The organism is Streptomyces sp. WAC03905, assembly GCF_057371075.1.
In genome coordinates, this window is record NZ_JBXYDZ010000003.1 from 3,963,544 (window position 1) to 3,979,680 (window position 16,137).

A 16,137-nucleotide genomic window follows, 5' to 3' on the forward strand; every position below is an offset into this window, starting at 1 on the left:
GGTGCCACTCGGGCGAACACGCGAGTTTCCTCGTGGGCGCACGGTGACAGCCAGGCGATGTCCCGCCACAACGATTCATTCTCTGGAGCCCCCGAGTGAGCAAGCGCACCTTCCAGCCGAACAACCGCCGTCGTGCCAAGACCCACGGCTTCCGCCTGCGGATGCGTACCCGTGCCGGTCGCGCGATCCTGGCGAACCGCCGTTCCAAGGGCCGCGCCGCCCTTTCCGCGTAACAACGCGCAGGTCGTGACGTCGTGCTGTCTCCCGAGAATCGGCTGAGGCGGCGCGAGGACTTCGCGAGCGCGGTACGCCGAGGACGCCGGGCCGGTCGCCCACTCCTCGTCGTCCACCTACGTACAAGCGGTGCAACGGACCCGCACGAGTCGGGGGAGATCGATCCCTCGTCGCGTGCGGGTTTCGTCGTCAGCAAGGCCGTGGGCAACGCCGTCGTACGGAACAGGGTGAAGCGTCGCCTTCGCCACCTGGTCCGCGAGCGGCTCTCACAGCTGCCCGCCGGTAGCCTGGTGGTGGTACGAGCGTTGCCCGGAGCGGGTGATGCCGGCCCCGATGAACTGGCCCGGGACCTGGATGCCGCTCTGGTGCGGCTCCTGGGAGGCGTGGCTCGATGAAGTACCCGCTGCTCGCTTTGATCAAGCTGTACCAGTGGACGATCAGTCCGCTGCTCGGGCCGGTGTGCCGCTACTACCCGTCGTGTTCGCACTACGGGTACACGGCCATCGACCGGCATGGTGCGGTGAAGGGGACAGCGCTGACCGCCTGGCGGATCCTGCGGTGCAATCCGTGGTCCCCGGGCGGTGTGGACCATGTCCCACCCCGTAAACGCCCGCGTTGGCACGAGCAGCTGCGCAGTGCGTTGCGTAGATCTCGCAATGCTCAAGGAGCCTGATTAGTGGACACGATTGCCAGTCTGTTCAGCTTTATCACTTACCCCGTCTCGTGGATCATCGTCCAGTTCCACTCGATGTACGGGGCGATCTTCGGTGAGTCGAGTGGGTGGGCCTGGGGCCTGTCCATCGTGTCCCTGGTGATCTTGATCCGTATCTGCCTGATCCCGCTCTTCGTGAAGCAGATCAAGGCGACGCGTGGCATGCAGGCGCTCCAGCCGAAGATGAAGGCGATCCAGGAGCGCTACAAGAACGACAAGCAGCGTCAGTCCGAAGAGATGATGAAGCTGTACAAGGAGACGGGTACCAACCCGCTCTCCTCGTGCCTGCCCATCCTGGCGCAGTCCCCGTTCTTCTTCGCCCTCTACCACGTGCTGTCGAACATCGCCGATGGCAAGGCCGTCGGCGCGATGGACCAGCAGCTGGTCGACAGCGCTCGCGCGGCCAAGATCTTCGGTGCTCCGATCGCGGCGAAGTTCATGGACAGCCCCGAGAAGGTCGCGGCCCTGGGGGCCACGCTCACGGACGTCCGCATCGTGACCGCGGTCATGATCATCATGATGTCGCTGTCGCAGTTCTACACCCAGCGTCAGCTGATGCAGAAGAACGTCGACCTGTCGGTCAAGACGCCGTTCATGCAGCAGCAGAAGATGCTGATGTACATCTTCCCGGTGATCTTCGCGGTCATGGGCATCAACTTCCCCGTCGGTGTCCTCGTCTACTGGCTGACCACCAACGTCTGGACCATGGGTCAGCAGATGTACGTGATCAACCAGAACCCGACGCCGGGCAGCAAGGCGCAGGACCAGTACCTGACGCGGCTGCTCAAGCACGCCACCTCGCACGGTGAGGTCAAGGGCCGGGGCAGGAAGAAGATCGTCGCCGGCATCGTGGCCAAGGGTCCGGACCGCAACGACAACGAGCGGAAGTTCATCACGGCCCTGTCGAAGCAGGGCTTGGCCGCTCAGGCGGACGGTTCCGTGATCAAGAGTTCCGAGACCACGGCGGACTCGGATGCGGCCAGCGGCGGTGCCGCCAAGCGGCAGCAGCCGAAGCGGCAGACGAAGTCGCAGCGCCAGACGCCCAGCAAGCCCTCTCCCAAGAAGTAAGAAGGAGTCCCTCCCGTGACGGAAGGCACCACCACCGCCGCCGCTGAGAGTGGCGACACCCTGACCCGCCTCGAGCAGGAGGGTGAGATCGCGGCCGACTACCTCGAGGGTCTGCTGGACATCGCCGACCTCGACGGTGACATCGACATGGACGTCGAGGCCGACCGTGCCGCTGTGTCGATCGTCAGTGACTCCGCCAGCCGCGACCTGCAGAAGCTCGTGGGCCGCGACGGTGAGGTCCTGGAGGCACTCCAAGAGCTGACCCGTCTGGCCGTGCACCGGGAGACCGGGGACCGCAGCCGGCTGATGCTCGACATCGCCGGGTTCCGGGCGAAGAAGCGCGAGGAGCTGGCGGCCCTGGGCGCCAAGGCCGCGGAGGACGTGAAGGCGTCGGGCGAGCCGCTGAAGCTGGCGCCGATGACCCCGTTCGAGCGGAAGGTCGTCCACGACGCCGTGGCGGCTGCCGGTCTGCGGAGCGAGTCCGAGGGCGAGGAGCCGCAGCGCTTCGTCGTTGTGCTCCCGGCCTGATCACCGGCATGTGTGTTCGGCCCCGTCTGTGTCGCAGGCGGGGCCGATGTTTGTCAGCCTGGCATGTGAACGACGCGGCATCCTGAAGACGTGGTCTTCAGGACCACGAGGTACGGAAGGACGGTCCCGTGACGGAGGCAGCTGAGCTTCCCGAGGCGCCCGAAGAGGCGCGCGCGGTGTTCGGTGAGTTTTTCCCGGAAGCTGTGCGGTATGCGGAGCTGCTCGCGGACGCGGGAGTCAAGCGCGGCCTGATCGGCCCGCGTGAGGTGCCGCGGTTGTGGGAGCGGCACCTGCTGAACTGCGCGGTGCTGTCGGAAGTGGTGCCCCAGGGCGTCACTGTCTGCGATGTGGGTTCCGGTGCGGGCCTGCCCGGCATCCCGCTGGCACTGGTGCGACGGGATCTCAAGATCACACTGCTCGAACCGCTGCTGCGGCGGACGACCTTTCTCCAGGAGGCCGTGGAACTGCTGGGCCTCGACCACGTCACGGTGGTGCGCGGGCGGGCCGAGGAGGTCCTCGGCAAACTCCAGCCGGTGCACGTGGTGACGGCGCGTGCGGTGGCTCCTCTGGACCGACTGGCCGGCTGGGGCGTTCCCCTGCTGCGCCCGTACGGAGAGATGCTGGCGCTCAAGGGCGACACCGCCGAGGAGGAGCTGGTGACGGCGAAGACGGCCCTGACGAAGCTCGGTGTGGTGAAGACCTCGGTGCTGCAGGTGGGCGAGGGCCTGGTTGATCCGCAGTCGACGGTGGTGCGCGTCGAGGTCGGAGAAAGCCCCGGAGGGGTGAGGTTCGCGGCCAAGCGGGCTAAGGCTGCCAGGGTCGGCCGAGCTCGCCGCCGTCGTTGATTCTCTGGTGCTGTGGGGCCCAAGCGGATATTTCGTCTGTGTTGGGCCCTATAGGTATGGATTTCGGAGTGTCGTAGAGGCCTGAAGACTCCGTCCGGGCATCGTGTTTCACGTGAAACGTCGCTCTCTGCTGCACGGAATCATCAGCCGCGGTCGTGCGGCCGCCTCGCCCCTCCAGCGCAAAGACGCAAGGGGGACGGAGTTGTCCACATCGGTGGATTCATCCACAGGAGTACGGGCCCCGCTGGTTCGCGACCCCGGTGACATGGCAGGCTCTGTTCATCGCGAGCCTGATGTCGAGGAGAGTGACACCGTGCGGTCCGACGCCAACCTCGCGGGGCCGATGGCCGACCCGGTCCCCGGTCCCCGCTCAGAACCGGTGGGTGAAGACGTTTCACGTGAAACATCGCCCCCACCCCTTGTAGACAACGAGACCCCCATCGGTCGAGCCGCCCAGCAGGCGGTGGAGGCCATGGGACGCTCCGGTGCGGCCATGCCCCGCCCGGAACAGACCCGGGTCATGGTGGTCGCCAATCAGAAGGGCGGCGTGGGCAAGACCACGACGACCGTGAATCTGGCGGCCTCACTGGCTCTGAACGGGGCACGGGTCCTCGTGGTCGACCTCGACCCGCAAGGCAACGCGTCCACCGCTCTGGGCATCGACCACCATGCTGACGTGCCCTCCATCTACCACGTGCTGGTGGACAGCCGGCCTCTCCTGGAGGTCGTCCAGCCGGTCGTGGACGTGGAGGGGCTCTTCTGCGCGCCGGCCACGATCGATCTGGCAGGTGCGGAGATCGAGCTGGTGTCGCTGGTGGCGAGGGAGAGCCGGCTCCAGCGGGCGATCCAGGCCTACGACCAGCCTCTCGACTACATCCTGATCGACTGTCCCCCCTCCCTCGGATTGCTGACCGTGAACGCCCTGGTCGCGGGCGCCGAAGTGCTGATCCCGATCCAGTGCGAGTACTACGCGCTGGAGGGCCTCGGTCAGCTGCTGCGCAACGTCGATCTGGTGCGGGCCCACCTCAACCCGTCCTTGCACGTGTCGACCATCCTGCTGACGATGTACGACGGCAGGACGCGGCTGGCATCGCAGGTGGCGGAGGAGGTGCGCAGCCACTTCGGCAAGGAGGTGCTGCGCACGAGCATCCCCCGGTCGGTGCGTATTTCCGAAGCGCCGAGCTATGGGCAGACGGTGCTCACGTATGACCCGGGTTCCAGCGGTTCCCTCTCCTATCTGGAGGCGGCGCGAGAGATCGCGTATCGGGGGGTCGGAATGCAGTACGAGTCCCAGCACGCCCACCTGGGCGCGGGCATGAACAGCACGCAGAGTGCGGTGGAGGGGATCCAGTGAGTGAGCGACGTAGAGGTCTGGGACGGGGGCTCGCTGCACTGATCCCGCAGGCTCCGCAGGAGAAGACGATGCCGACGAGCAGTGCCGGTTCCACCTCGCCGGCGGCGGTACCGGAGCTGACGTCCGAGCGCGGGATCGCGGCGGCGAAGCTCGCGGCGCTGGCGCAGGCCGATGTTTCACGTGAAACATCCCTGGCGGTCGTCACCGTGGACGAGTCGGCGGTCGTCCCGGAGCCGGAGCCGGAGCCGGCGCGGGAGCCTGAGCCTGAGGCGAACGTGGTGGCGGGAGCGATGTTCGCCGAGCTTCCGATGGACACCATCACGCCGAACCCGCGGCAGCCGCGCGAGGTGTTCGACGAGGACGCGCTCGCCGAGCTGGTGACCTCCATTCAGGAGGTGGGTCTGCTCCAGCCGGTGGTGGTGCGCCAGTCGGCGCCCGGCCGCTATGAGCTGATCATGGGTGAGCGTCGCTGGCGCGCCTGTCGGGAAGCCGGGCTGGAGTCCATTCCGGCGATCATCCGTGCGACCGACGACGAGAAACTCCTGCTGGACGCGCTGCTGGAGAACCTGCACCGGGCCCAGCTCAACCCGCTGGAGGAGGCCGCGGCCTACGACCAGCTGCTCCAGGACTTCAACTGCACGCACGACCAGCTGGCCGACCGGATCGGCCGTTCGCGTCCTCAGGTGTCGAACACCCTGCGTCTGCTGAAGCTGTCGCCGCCGGTGCAGCGCCGAGTGGCAGCCGGGGTGCTCTCCGCGGGGCATGCGCGGGCGCTGCTCTCGGTGGACGACTCCGCGGAACAGGACCGGCTGGCCCACCGCATCGTGGCCGAGGGGCTGTCGGTGCGTGCGGTCGAGGAAATCGTGACGCTGATGGCCTCGGAGCCGTCGAGTGCGGTCAAGCCGAAGGGTCCGCGTGCCGGCGCCCGGGTGTCGCCTGCGCTCAGCGAGCTGGCGACGCGGCTGTCGGACCGCTTCGAGACCAGGGTGAAGGTGGACCTCGGCCAGAAGAAGGGGAAGATCACCGTCGAGTTCGCCTCGATGGAGGATCTGGAGCGGATCCTCGGGACGTTGGCGCCGGGCGAGGGCCGGGTGCTGGATCAGGGCCTCGCCGGGGAATGATCTCCGGCTGGACCGAGGGGCGGATCATGCCGGTGACAACCGGCGGTCCGCCCCTTCGCTTTGCTGTCGAAGAACGAGGGACCAGTGGATACGATGCCGTCATGGGTCGTCGGCTGGTACCGCTCACGCTGGACAACCTCCAGGATCTGCCCCGACGTTGCCGGTCCTGCGTCTTCTGGGAACTGGATCCCGTCAGCGGTGAGGCCGCTGTGAAGGCGGGCACCTCGGCGGAGGAGAAGGAGGCGTGGATCTCCGCTGTCCTGCTGGAGTGGGGGTCCTGCGGCCGTGTGGTCTACGTGGACGACGTGCCGGTGGGCTTCGTGCTCTACGCACCGCCGGCCTACGTCCCCCGGGCCACCGCCTTCCCGACGAGTCCGGTCTCGCCGGACGCCGTGCAGCTGATCACCGCGTGGATCATGCCGGGATACCAGGGGCAGGGGCTGGGCCGGGTCATGGTGCAGACGGTGGCCAAGGACCTCCTGCGCCGGGGGTTCCGGGCGATAGAGGCTTTCGGGGATGCGCGGTGGGAGGGGCCGGCCTGCCTGCTCCCGGCGGACCATCTCCTGGCGGTGGGCTTCAAGACCGTACGGCCGCACCCGGCTCATCCCCGGCTGCGCCTCGAACTGCGGTCCACCCTGTCCTGGAAGGAAGACGTCGAGCTGGCGCTGGACCGGCTGCTGGGCGCGGCCCGCAAGGAGCCGGCACTGCGACCGCTCTGAGCGCCGTACGGAAACGGGCCCGCCCCTCGAAGGGGCGGGCCCGTTTCACGTGAAACATCTGCCGTTGTCAGGCGGTCTTGACCTCGACGAAGTCGGAGAGGTCGCGCAGGATGGCGGCCTTCGGCTTCGCACCGACGATCGTCTTGGCGACCTCGCCGCCCTGGTAGACGTTCAGCGTCGGGATGGACATGACGCCGTACTTGGCGGCGGTGGCCGGGTTCTCGTCGATGTTGAGCTTGACGATCTCGATCTGGTCGCCGTACTCGGCGGCGATGGCCTCGAGGGACGGTGCGATCTGGCGGCACGGTCCGCACCAGGCGGCCCAGAAGTCCACCAGTACGGGCTTGTCGCTCCTGAGGACCTCGGCGTCGAAGTCGGCGTCGGTCACGTTCTTGAGGGTGCCGGCCACAGCGGCCTCCTTGTTCTTCCTGCGGGGTGGGGTGTAGGGACGGTGCGGTATCGGACCGGTCAGACCGCCGCGTGGGCCGCCTTCTCGGCGTCCGCGAGGGCGGCGAGGAAGCGCTCGGCGTCGAGGGCGGCCGAGCAGCCGGTTCCGGCGGCGGTGATGGCCTGACGGTAGGTGTGGTCCACGACGTCGCCGGCGCCGAACACACCGGTGACGCTGGTCCGGGTGGAGGGGGCGGAGACCTTGAGGTAGCCCTCGTCGTCGAGGTCCAGCTGGTCCTTGAACAGCTCGGTGCGCGGGTCGTGGCCGACGGCGATGAAGAGGCCGGTCACGGGCAGCTCGGAGGTCTCACCGGTCTTGGTGTTGCGCAGGGTGAGGCCGGAGAGCTTCTGCTCGCCGTGGATCTCGGCGACCTCGCTGTCCCAGGCGAACTTGATCTTCGGGTCGGCGAAGGCACGGTCCTGCATGGCCTTCGAGGCGCGCAGGCTGTCACGGCGGTGGACGATCGTGACGGACTTGGCGAACCGGGAGAGGAAGGTGGCTTCCTCGATCGCGGTGTCGCCGCCGCCGACGACGGCGATGTCGTGGTCCTTGAAGAAGAACCCGTCACAGGTCGCGCACCAGGAGACGCCGCGGCCGGAGAGCGCGTCCTCGTTGGGCAGGCCGAGCTTGCGGTGCTGCGAGCCGGTGGTCACGATGACGGCCTTGGCGCGGTGCACGGTGCCGGCGGTGTCGGTGACGGTCTTGATCTCACCGGTGAGGTCCACGGACACGATGTCGTCCGGAACCAGCTCGGCGCCGAAGCGCTCGGCCTGGGCACGCATGTTGTCCATGAGGTCCGGGCCCATGATCCCGTCCTGGAAGCCCGGGAAGTTCTCCACGTCGGTGGTGTTCATGAGGGCACCACCAGCGGTGACGGCGCCTTCGAAGACCAGCGGCTTGAGCGAAGCGCGTGCGGTGTACAGGGCGGCGGTGTAACCGGCCGGCCCGGAGCCGATGATGATCACGTTTCGAACGTCGCTCACGGGTTTCTTCCTCGTCTCTGCGGACTGCGTGCTGCCTACCGGGGGCCGGTGCGGACTCTCACCCCACCCAACGGATCCTACGGCGCCGGCATTCCCCACCCGTCGCGGTGCGGAGGTGAACGGGTCAGCTTCGGGGATAGCTGTTCCTCAGGAGGACTTTTCCCGGGGCTGTCGAGCCGGAGTTCTCGCATGTGGTGTCGACGAGGTAGGCGTCCACGCGGGAGGTGTCCTGCGGGTGCGGCAGGACGAGGAGGTAGACCGCATCGCCCTGGTAGCTGCCGCGTTCGGCGGCGAGCGGTGCCTCGGACCGGCCGGTCGCGTCCTGGACGCAGCCCGGGATCGCCGATGCCACCCGCTTGTCCCCGGGAGCGACACCGGGAGCGCCGGTGGTGTCGTCCATCCCGAAGGTGTTGTTCTGCTCGCCGGGGGCGGTCTTGGCGGCCGTTCCCGGAGCGACGAGCCGCTGGACGCTGTCTTCGAGCCCCTGCGCGGTGTAGGCACCGTCGGCGGGTGCGCTGACGGGAGGGTGCGCGGCGGAGTCCGAGGCTGCGGTGTTGGGGTGGGGAGCGCCGGAGAAGTCGACGAACAGGAAGAGGCCGAGAGCGCAGACGGCAGCGCCGGCCAGGCCGCCCAGAACAGCGATCCGACGTCGGGCGCGGCGCCGGCCGGGACCGGTGGGGCCGCTCGGGTGCCCTGTCGGCGATGTTTCACGTGAAACGTCGCGGGCTGTAGTACGGGGGCGAGGAGCCGGGGTGGCTTCGTCCCGTGGCTGGGTCGCGTCAAGGAGGGCCTCGGCGGCGAGGGCCGCGTCGATGCGTCCTGCGATGTCGCCGGGCATACGGGCGGGCCCGGGGAGCGTGCCCAGGAGGCCGCGGATCTCCTGCAGGGAGGAGTGCACGTCGGCACACAGGGCGCAGTCGTCGAGGTGACGGCGGATCTCCGCCGTACGGGCCGGGGAGAGCAGCCCTTCGGTCAGGTCGGAGATCTCCGAGACGTCCGGGTGCCGGATCGTGCCGGTCGTGCCGGGCGCGTCAGTCGCAGGGCTCATGGTCGTCCACCTCCGCCCTTCACAGCATCTGGGTCTGGTTGCCTGGGTCCTGCCGCTGGTGGGACGGGCGGGCCCGGCGTCCGGTTCCTTCCCCCCTCGCCGGTGGTGTTATCCCCGGCATTCGCGCGCAGATGAGTGAGGAGCGGCAGGAGTTTCGCCCGGCCGCGGGCGCACCGGCTCTTCACGGTGCCGGTGGGCACGTCGAGGATGCCGGCCGCTTCGGCGACGGGGTATCCCTGCATGTCGACGAGGACCAAGGCGGCTCGCTGCTCCTCCGGGAGGGTCCTGAGGGCGGCCAGGAGCTGGCGGTGGAGGTCCTCCCGCTCCGCGGGTGCTTCGGCGGACTCGTGAGGCTCCAGAAGGCGCTCCAGGCGCTCCGTGTCGTCCAGGGGCGCCGTCCTGCGCGAGGCGGCCTTGCGGGCACGGTCAAGGCAGGCGTTGACGGTGATCCGGTGCAGCCAGGTGGTGACGGCGGATTCCCCGCGGAACGTGTGCGCGGCCCTGTACGCGGACACCAGGGCGTCCTGCACGGCGTCCGCGGCCTCCTCCCGGTCCCCGAGCGTCCGCAGCGCCACGCCCCACAACCGGTCCCGATGCCGCCGCACGAGCTCCCCGAAGGCATCAGGATCCCCGGCCGCGTGCCGCTCCAGGAGCTCCTGGTCGCTGCACGCGCCGGGTGTCGTGTCGTTCAACGGTTCGCCCCTCCCGTGGTGCGGTCAGCCCGAGAACTTCACATCCGTGATGGCCTGCTTGTATCCGGAACCGCTGAAGTCATCGGCCGGCGCCTGCGGCATGGCGGTGATCCACACAAGCACGTACCGCGTCTTGACGGGTTTCTCGGCGGTCAGCTGGAGGCTGGTATCCGAGCTGGAGACGCTGGCGATCTTCGACATGGAGCCGACGGAGCCCTTGGGGGACTTGGCGTCGGTGGCGTAGAGGGTGAGCGTGGTGTGAGGGCCGCCGTACTTCAGCGCTATCGAGGCTGCGCTGACGTCCTGTTCGGACCCGAGGTCGTACACAATGCCGAGGCCGTCCTTGATCTTCACCTCGGGGCCGTCGATGTAGCTCTTCGTCCGCCAGTAGGAAGCGGCGTCGCCGTCGTACGTGTTCGTGACGTCCTCGGCGTTCTGCGGCTTGCCGTCCGGGGCGTACTCCTGGGCACCCGTGATCGTGAGGGGGGTCGGCTCCTTCTTCTCCTCCCCGTTGTCGTCGGTGCCCGGCTTGGTGGTGTTGCTCGTGCCGCTGTCGCCCTTCTGGGTGCCGCGTTCCAGGAGGGTGTCGGCCAGTTGCCAGCTGCCCAGGCCGAGGGCGGCGATGAGCAGGGCTGCCACCCCCCACTTGAGCGCGCGGCCGGTACGGCTCTGCAAGGGCGGCGGCGGGGGTGCGACCGGCAGGCTCTGGACGGTGGTCACGCCGGGCGGCGTGGGGCGGCCGTAGCTGCCCTGCTGGTAGGTGGTGTGCTGGTACTCCGGCGGCGCCGTGAAGGCGGGCTCCGGCGGCCGGATGCGGGGCATCGCGGCCACGGCCTTGGACAGCTCCTCCGGGGTGGTGCAGGCCGGTTCCTGCCGGGAGGCGGTGGCCCCGTCGTTGGCGAGGGCACGCATGGCGAGCTCCCCCAGGCCCCGGTGGACCCCGGCGCGTACCTGGTCGGGGGCGATCAGGCCGACCCCCTTGGGCAGACCGGTGAGGCCGTACGCGTCGCTCTCGTACGGCCAGCGCTGCGTCAGGGCGGCATACAGCAGCGCGCCGATGGCTTCGGTGTCGGCGCGCTGCGGGGTCTCGCTGGTGATGCCGCGCAGCGCGGCGTTCACGGCGAGGCCGCGGATGCGCCACTGGCCCGTGGATGTCCGCAGTATCGCGCTCGGCGTAAGCCGCAGGTGCGCGAGCCCCTCGCGGTGCGCGGCGGCCATGGCCTGGGAGACCTGGCTGACGAGCTGGTAGGCCTCATGGGCCTCCAGCGGGCCCACGGCGAGCAGCGCGGTGAGTTCGGTGGCGTCGGGCAGCCACTCGTGGACGACGTAGACGAGGTCGTTCTCTTCCACGGCGTCGAGCACCTGCACGAACCGCGGATCGCCGAGCAGGGCGGACGAGCGGGCGGCGGCCAGGACGGAGCGCGCCCGCGCGTGGTCGGCGGGCATCAGGTGCACGCCCACGGCGCGGCGCAGCTTCTCGTCCATCGCGCGCCAACTGCTGAATCCGTCCACACGGGTGACGCACTCTTCCAGCCGGTACCGTCTGGCGAGCTTGTGGCCGCTGTGGAGTTCGGGTGCGGCCGTGGAGGCCGGGGTCGTGCGTTCGCCGTCCTTTTCGGGCATGGGTCCGTCCGCGGCTCGTCCGTTCTGGGTGTCCACCCCGTCGGACGTGGCCCTTACCGCCTGAGCGGCAGACGGCTCGTCGCCGTCGTTGTCGGCCACGTCGACGGCAGCCGTGCTACGTTCCGCCACCGTCGTTCCTGCCTCCCCATCCGTTGCGCGCTGTAGGCCAGTCTGCGAAGCCATGCCAATTGTGCCCACAGTCCGACGCTATGCACGACACACGAAAGGGGGCGACGGTTGTGCGCATCAGCGCCCCAAACGTCCTCGGACCATTCCGACCATCGCGTTGAGCTCTTCGATCCGCATCCGCTTGGCGGCGATGAGGAACACGGCCGCCAGGGCGATACCGCCGGCGATCAGGGCAGTGGCGGAACCGAGGACTCCGCTGCCGAGCCACTGGGTGACGCCGAACGCGGCCGCTCCGGCCACGGCGGCGGCCGGGACGCAGGCGCCGGTGAGGCGGGCGTAGGTGCGCATCACGTGGGCGCCGTCGAGGTCGCCACCGAGCCGGGTGCGCAGGCGGCGCCAGGCCACGCCGACGCCCACGGCGTAACCGAGACCGTAGGAGGCCGCCATGCCGACGACCGCCCAGCGGGCGGGGAGCACGAAGAAGGAGATCGCCGAGCCCGCCGCGTTGACCGCGGCGACGATGACGGTGTTGTAGAACGGCGTGCGGGTGTCCTCGTAGGCGTAGAAGCCGCGCAGGACGACGTACTGGACGGAGTACGGGATCAGTCCGAGGCCGAAGGCCATCAGGACGTAGCCGATGTTCTGGGCGCCGGCGCCGGAGCCCGCGTAGAGCAGTGTGGCCATCGGGACGCCGAGCGCGAGGAACGCGAAGGCGCAGGGCACGATCGCGACGGCCGACGTGCGCAGCCCGTAGGAGATGTCGTCGCGGACCGCGGCGGCGTCCCCGTCGTGGGCGGAGCGGGAAATGCGGGGCAGGACGGCCGTCATGACGGAGACGGTGATGATCGCCTGCGGCATCTGCCACAACAGCAGTGCGTAGTTGTAGGCGGTGATGCCGGTACCGGGGTGGCCCTGCTTCTCGGCGACCGAACCGGCCCAGGTGGCCAGCTGGGTGACGATGACGAGGCCGACCTGGTTGGCGAGGACGAAGAAGAACGTCCACTTGGCCAGACGGGCCGCCTTGCCGAGGCCGTGGCCCTTCCAGTCGAAACGCAGACGCGGCGTGAAGCCGGCGTCGCGCAGGTACGGGAGCATCGCGAGGGCCTGGACGGTCAGGCCGAGGAGGGTGCCCAGGCCCAGCAGGCGGACGCCTTCCGGGGTGACGGTGGTGGCGTTGACCCCGGAGGTGGTGAAGCCGCCGAAGGCCCAGATGAAGGCGCCGAAGGTGGCGATGACCACGATGTTGTTGAGGACCGGGGTCCACATCATCGCGCCGAAGCGGCCGCGGGCGTTGAGGATCTGACCCAGCACCACGTGGACGCCCATGAAGAACATGGTGGGCAGGCAGTAGCGCGCGAACGCGACGGCCACGTCCATCTGCTGCGGGTCGGATGCGATCTTCGGCGACATCATCGTGATGAACACCGGCGCGGCCAGGACGCAGATGGTGGTGATGCCGGCCAGCAGGACCACGACGAGGGTCAGCAGCCGGTTGGCGTACGCCTCTCCCCCGTCGTCGTCGTTCTTCATCGCGCGGACCAGCTGCGGGATGAAGACGGCGTTGAGGGCGCCACCGCCGACCAGGACGTAGATCATCGTGGGCAGCGTGTTGGCGATCTGGTACGTGTCGTTGAAGGTGCCGACGCCGATCGCCGCGGCGATGACCAGGGTTCTCAGGAAGCCGGTGATGCGGGAGACGATCGTTCCCGCGGCCATGAGCGCGCTGGATTTGAGCAGGCTCGCGGCGCGTCCGGCGGGCTTGGCCGGCGCCGGGGCGGCGACAGGAACGTCCTCGACGGGGGTGCGCGGAGCCGCCTCCTGGTCCCGGTAGAGGTGCGCGAAGGCGTCCGGCTCGGGCTGATCCTCCGCGGCGCGGGTGACGAGGGAGTCCACGCCCACGAACTCGGTGGTGGTGGCGTGGTCGCCGTACGGCAGGTGCCGGGAGGGACCGTCCGGCTCGGGCGGCGGGGTCTGGGCCCAGACGCGCGGATCGGGGGAGTACAGGGGCGCGGCCGGCGCCGCGTACAGCGGACCGGGTTCCTGGAAGGTGCCGGGGGGCGGCGGCGGGTGCGCGGCACGGTCGTAGAGGACCTCGCCCACGGGGTCCTGGGCGGACAGGTCCTGGGACCGGTACGGGTCGTAGTCGTAGGCATCCTGGACATACGGGTCGTGTTCCGGCGCGGGCGCAGGCGCGGGAACCTGCCCGGGCACCGGGGTGCCCGGGGCAGTGCCCTGGGAGGGCGCAGGCCCGCCAGTGCCCTGCGCGCGGTCACCGTCGTACGGCGCGTTCATCGAAACCCCACCTCATCGTCCCCAGGCCGACCGGCCACGGCATCGCTCAACGGTCCACTGTCTCACTCGTGCCGGACCCCTCGGTGCTTTGCGGTTCGGTGTCCAGGGACTCGTCACTCGGCTGCGTGCTCTCCTCGGCGGCGGCGCGCGCCGCGACACGCTTGCGGCTGGCGTACATCTTGATGCCCGCCAGGACCAGCAGGAGCACGCCGCCGGCGATCACGAGCATCACGGTGGGAGTGATCTCGGTGGCCTCGACGGTGAACCGGCGTTCCTTGCCGTAGGGGACGCCGTCCTTGGTGAAGAGCTGCGCGGTGACTTCGACGGGTCCGCTCGCCGTGGCGTTGGCGGGGAACTTCACGGTCTGCGTGTGATCGCCCTGCACGGTGACCTGCTGCTCCGCCTGACCGCTGCCGTTGAACATCAGGCGGGACGGGTTGGCGGACTTCACGCGCAGGACCAGGTCGTGCACGTCCTGCACGAGGCTGTTCTGGACGCTGACGGGGATGGTGGCGCTGTGTCCGGACAGAGTGGCGTCGGACTTGGGGATGACCTTGACCTTCTCGGTGAGACCGATCAGGTATTCCTGCACCTGGTCCCGGTAGAGGCGGGCTTCGTCGGGCCGTCCTCGCCAGGAGGTCGCCATCTCACGGTTGACGGTGTTGCCGAAGGGGATCTCCACGCGGTCGGGCGCGGCGAGGATCACCTTGAAATGGTCCAGCGTGTTCTGCGTGGTGCGGATCTTCTCGAAGGCCGACACCGGCAGTTCCTGCTTGCGCAGGTCCTCGGGGTACTGACCGGCACCCGGCACCTGGGTGGTGGCGCCCGGGTCGGGCTTGGCGGCGGCCGCTGCCTCCAGGTCCGCGGGCTGCGTCCAGCGGCCCCCCTGGAGGCCGCGTATGGCGGCGGCCATGCTCTGCGCCTGGCTGATCGTGGGCATCCGCTGCGGAGCCACGACGAAGCTGCGCGGTTCCTCGGCCCTCTGCAGGTTCAGGGCGAGGCTGTGGGCGAGGAACCGCTGCACGGCGAGCGTGGCGCTCCCTGCGTTGAGCATGTCGCCCTCGAACGCGGTGGACAGCTCGGCGTCCGCCACGACGGCGGTGGTGCCGGCGCCGATGGGCCGGGCGGCCGACGGCGTGTAGCCGAGGGCGCCGCTCTCGACGAGGCTGTCGCTGCGGGTCAGGACGTTGTGGGCACCGGCCGAGGTGGCGACGTTCACGATGGACGGATCGATGGCGCCGTTCACCGGCCAGGAGAAGTCCGTGGACGCGGGGACGTGCAGGACCGTCTCGACGGCCTGCTTCGCCTTGTCGGTGGCCGGGCGCAGCTGCCCCAGGGTGCCGGAGACGTCCTTGCCGTGGTGGGCGAGGGAGGCGAGGTCGGGGTCGGCGTAGGGCAGGGCGACGACCTTCTTGCCCTGGACGGCCGCCTCCAGGGAGCTCAGCCACTGCTCGGCGACGGCCTTGTTCTTGCCCTGGACGGTCTTTCCGTTGGGGCCGCGGACCCGGTATCCCTTGGTCATCGCGTCGACGGTGTAGAGCAGGTCGGGGTCGATGACCCAGGTGATCGGCAGGTCCTTGCCGAGGGTGACCATCTGCTCCAGACGTCCGCCCGACCGGAGCTCCTCGTAGAGGGAGTCGTCGAGGAACACCGGCGTCTGGAGCTCGTCGGAGCCGGTCTCCGCCGTGACGCGGGTGGTGGAGATCAGCGGCCACACGTAGGTCAGCTGGGAGCGCTTGCCCGCGGCCTCCGGCTGCCAGGGCAGGAAGGTCCGCTTGATGCCCAGCACCTGCTCGGACGGTCGGCTGTCGGTGACCCCGGACACCGAGACACCGAGCGGGTAGACGCCGTCCTTGTCCAGTTCGAGCTTGCTGACCGGGACGGTGAGCGTGAAGTTCTGGGTGACCTTCGACGGCAGGGAAGCGATCTTCACCGCGTACGCCGAGTCGATCTCGCCCGGGTCGGTTCCCGCCCGGAAGCCGTTGCGGTCGGCCGTCTCGTCGATGGAGGACCGGTCCGAGAGGGCGGGGCCGACCCGCAGGCCGACGTGGGCGTCGGTGATCGTCTCGGAGCCGGTGTTGACCACGGTGCCCTGGAGGGTGAGGGTGTCGCCCTTCACAGGGGCGCTGGGCGCCATGGAGACCAGCTGGACGTCCACGGAGGAGGCCGGTGCGGCCTCGGCCTGCAGGGCGGGGGCGTAGACGAGAGCGGCCAGCACGGGGGTCCCGGCGAGCAGGACGATCGCGCGCCGCAGCCACCGGCGCCGGACAGGGGCGGGGGACGCCCCTTGGATGTCTGCCGCCTCGGCCACGCGCTAGCCCGTCCCTAGAAGTGTCAGTGG

16 protein-coding genes are annotated in these 16,137 nt (G+C 69.3%); 9 read left to right on the plus strand and 7 right to left on the minus strand.

Annotated features, from left to right (window positions below):
• The first annotated feature begins 95 nt into the window (after nt 1-95).
• The 9 genes from rpmH to AC2RP6_RS20430 all read left to right on the plus strand — a co-directional run bounded on the left by rpmH (nt 96) and on the right by AC2RP6_RS20430 (nt 6,581).
• On the plus strand, nt 96-233 hold the full coding sequence (rpmH, locus tag AC2RP6_RS20390; protein ID WP_018547628.1) for a 50S ribosomal protein L34: 138 nt from the start codon (nt 96-98) through the stop codon (nt 231-233).
• 21 nt (nt 234-254) lie between these two features.
• Entirely contained in the window at nt 255-629 is a 375-nt protein-coding gene (rnpA, locus tag AC2RP6_RS20395) for a ribonuclease P protein component (protein ID WP_078851074.1), read from the plus strand.
• Nucleotides 626-907: a membrane protein insertion efficiency factor YidD gene (gene yidD / locus AC2RP6_RS20400; protein WP_076043740.1), complete on the plus strand. Its 282-nt coding sequence runs from the start codon at nt 626-628 to the stop codon at nt 905-907. The genes rnpA and yidD overlap by 4 nt, the downstream gene beginning before the upstream one ends.
• Before the next feature lie 3 nt (nt 908-910).
• Nucleotides 911-2,014, plus strand: a complete 1,104-nt coding sequence (gene yidC, locus AC2RP6_RS20405; RefSeq protein WP_486447490.1) for a membrane protein insertase YidC — start codon at nt 911-913, stop codon at nt 2,012-2,014.
• 15 nt (nt 2,015-2,029) lie between these two features.
• Nucleotides 2,030-2,542 (plus strand): Jag family protein, encoded by a 513-nt coding sequence (locus AC2RP6_RS20410; RefSeq protein ID WP_030647477.1) that lies wholly within the window; start codon nt 2,030-2,032, stop codon nt 2,540-2,542.
• A gap of 128 nt (nt 2,543-2,670) precedes the next feature.
• Nucleotides 2,671-3,387, plus strand: coding sequence for a 16S rRNA (guanine(527)-N(7))-methyltransferase RsmG (rsmG, locus tag AC2RP6_RS20415; protein WP_486447491.1), 717 nt, complete (start codon nt 2,671-2,673; stop codon nt 3,385-3,387).
• 265 nt (nt 3,388-3,652) lie between these two features.
• The gene (locus AC2RP6_RS20420; protein WP_486447492.1) at nt 3,653-4,741 is read left to right on the plus strand and encodes a ParA family protein; all 1,089 of its coding nucleotides are present in this window, start codon (nt 3,653-3,655) and stop codon (nt 4,739-4,741) included.
• Nucleotides 4,738-5,862 carry a ParB/RepB/Spo0J family partition protein gene (locus AC2RP6_RS20425; protein WP_486447493.1) on the plus strand — a complete coding sequence of 375 codons (1,125 nt, stop codon included), beginning with the start codon at nt 4,738-4,740 and terminating at the stop codon, nt 5,860-5,862. The genes AC2RP6_RS20420 and AC2RP6_RS20425 overlap by 4 nt, the downstream gene beginning before the upstream one ends.
• A 101-nt stretch (nt 5,863-5,963) precedes the next feature.
• Nucleotides 5,964-6,581, plus strand: coding sequence for a GNAT family N-acetyltransferase (locus AC2RP6_RS20430; RefSeq protein WP_486447494.1), 618 nt, complete (start codon nt 5,964-5,966; stop codon nt 6,579-6,581).
• Nucleotides 6,582-6,648: 67 nt separating this feature from the next.
• Here AC2RP6_RS20430 and trxA read toward each other — a convergent pair whose 3' ends face one another.
• The 7 genes from trxA to AC2RP6_RS20465 all read right to left on the minus strand — a co-directional run bounded on the left by trxA (nt 6,649) and on the right by AC2RP6_RS20465 (nt 16,107).
• Nucleotides 6,649-6,990 carry a thioredoxin gene (trxA, locus tag AC2RP6_RS20435; protein WP_030025741.1) on the minus strand — a complete coding sequence of 114 codons (342 nt, stop codon included), beginning with the start codon at nt 6,988-6,990 and terminating at the stop codon, nt 6,649-6,651.
• A 59-nt stretch (nt 6,991-7,049) separates the two neighbouring features.
• A complete protein-coding gene (trxB, locus tag AC2RP6_RS20440; protein ID WP_486447495.1) occupies nt 7,050-8,012 on the minus strand; it encodes a thioredoxin-disulfide reductase in 963 nt (320 codons plus the stop codon).
• A gap of 124 nt (nt 8,013-8,136) precedes the next feature.
• Nucleotides 8,137-9,060, minus strand: coding sequence for an anti-sigma factor (locus AC2RP6_RS20445; RefSeq protein ID WP_486447496.1), 924 nt, complete (start codon nt 9,058-9,060; stop codon nt 8,137-8,139).
• On the minus strand, nt 9,057-9,752 hold the full coding sequence (gene sigM, locus AC2RP6_RS20450; RefSeq protein ID WP_486447497.1) for an RNA polymerase sigma factor SigM: 696 nt from the start codon (nt 9,750-9,752) through the stop codon (nt 9,057-9,059). Before sigM ends, AC2RP6_RS20445 begins: the two co-directional genes overlap by 4 nt.
• A 24-nt stretch (nt 9,753-9,776) precedes the next feature.
• Nucleotides 9,777-11,504, minus strand: a complete 1,728-nt coding sequence (locus AC2RP6_RS20455) for a protein kinase family protein (protein WP_486447498.1) — start codon at nt 11,502-11,504, stop codon at nt 9,777-9,779.
• 117 nt (nt 11,505-11,621) lie between these two features.
• Complete coding sequence (murJ, locus tag AC2RP6_RS20460) at nt 11,622-13,796, minus strand: murein biosynthesis integral membrane protein MurJ (RefSeq protein ID WP_486447499.1); 2,175 nt, start codon at nt 13,794-13,796, stop codon at nt 11,622-11,624.
• Nucleotides 13,797-13,842: 46 nt separating this feature from the next.
• Complete coding sequence (locus tag AC2RP6_RS20465) at nt 13,843-16,107, minus strand: DUF6049 family protein (RefSeq protein WP_486447500.1); 2,265 nt, start codon at nt 16,105-16,107, stop codon at nt 13,843-13,845.
• Between the last annotated feature and the right edge of the window lie 30 nt (nt 16,108-16,137).